Below are 1,488 nucleotides of genomic sequence, written 5' to 3' on the forward strand. Positions count from 1 at the left end.
ACAGACCACCACCTACGCCTACGACCCCGTCGGACAGTTGAAGCGCGTCACCCTGCCCGACTCCAGCTGGGTCGGCTACGACTACGACGACGCCCACCGCCTCGTCGCCGTCTACGACCACAAGGGCAACCGCACCGACTACACGCTGGACGCCGCCGGCAACCGCATCGCCGAGCAGACCAAGGACCCCGCCGGGGCCCTCAAACGACAACTCGAACGCAGCATCGACGCCCTCGGGCGTGTGCAACAGACCACCGGAAGGGAGTGAGGACCATGATCTCGATTCGATTCGGCCAGTTCGGCCGACAGACCACGCGAGCGCTTGCGGCCGCGGCCCTCGGCCTGAGCGCCAGCTGGGCCTGGGCGCAAACCGCCACCACCACCGTGCTCACCAGCGCCACCAACCCGCAGGTCGTCGGCCAGAGCTCCGTGCTCACCGCCACCGTCAGCCCGCCCACGGCCACCGGCACCGTCACCTTCCGGGACGCCAGCACCACCATCGGCACGGCCACCCTCAGCAACGGCGTGGCCAGCTTCACCCGCACCTTCCCCACCGCCGGCAACCGCAGCTTGACAGCCGTCTACGCCGGCGGCGGTGGCCACACCGGCAGCACCTCGGCCGGCGTCACCCAGGTGGTCAGCAAGGCCGCCTCCACCACGGTGCTGACCAGCAGCGCCAACCCGGCCTCGCTCGGCAGCATCACCCTCACGGCCACCGTCACCGGCTACAACCCGGCCGGCAACGTCACCTTCCGCAACGGCAGCACCACGTTGAGCGTGGTCCCGCTCAGCGCTGGTTCGGCCAGCCTCACCGTCACCACCCTGGGCGTGGGCACCCACAGCCTGAGCGCGGTCTACGCAGGCAACACCAACAACGCCACCAGCACCTCGGCCGTGTTGGCGCAGGCGGTGCAAGGCGCAGCCCTGCCCCCGGCCCCCATCGCCTCGGCCCCGGTGGTGCACCACGAGTACGACGCCAACGGCAACCCGACGCGCACCGTGCAGGCCAAGGACGTGCCGGGCTTCGGCTTCCAGAACGTCACCACCTACGACAGCCTGGACCGCCCGAAGGACCACACGGACCCGAAGCAGGGCAAGACGGACTTCGCCTACAACGGCCGCGCGGACCTGACGCAGGTCACCGACCCCAAGCGGCTGATCACGCAGTACCCGCGCGACGGCCTGGGCCAGGCCACGCAGTTGATCAGCCCGGACACGGGCACGGCCTCGCACACCTACGACGCCGCAGGCAACCTGAAGACGCGCACGGACAGCCGCGGGGTGGTCACCACGCACACCTACGACGCGCTGAACCGGCTGACGCGCAGCCAGCACGTCGGCACGGGCCTGAGCACGCAAACCTACAACTGGACCTACGACCAGACGGGCACGGGCTACGCCCACGGCATTGGCCGGTTGACGAGCACGAGCCACCCGGGCGGCAGCACGCAGTACACGTACGACGCGCAGGGCCGGGTGCTGACGGAC

Annotated in this window: 2 protein-coding genes; both read left to right on the top strand. The window is 70.2% G+C overall.

Features of this window, described 5'->3' with window-relative positions:
• A partial coding sequence (locus tag AC1KAT_RS22105) for an RHS repeat domain-containing protein (protein WP_480329503.1) occupies positions 1 to 268 on the top strand: 268 nt, incomplete at its 5' end.
• Between the two features lie 5 nt (positions 269 to 273).
• Positions 274 to 1,488, top strand: a 1,215-nt coding sequence (locus AC1KAT_RS22110; protein WP_480329505.1) for an Ig-like domain-containing protein, incomplete at its 3' end; no start/stop codon positions are given.

It is taken from the genome of Piscinibacter sp. PDB5-1, from assembly GCF_056676035.1.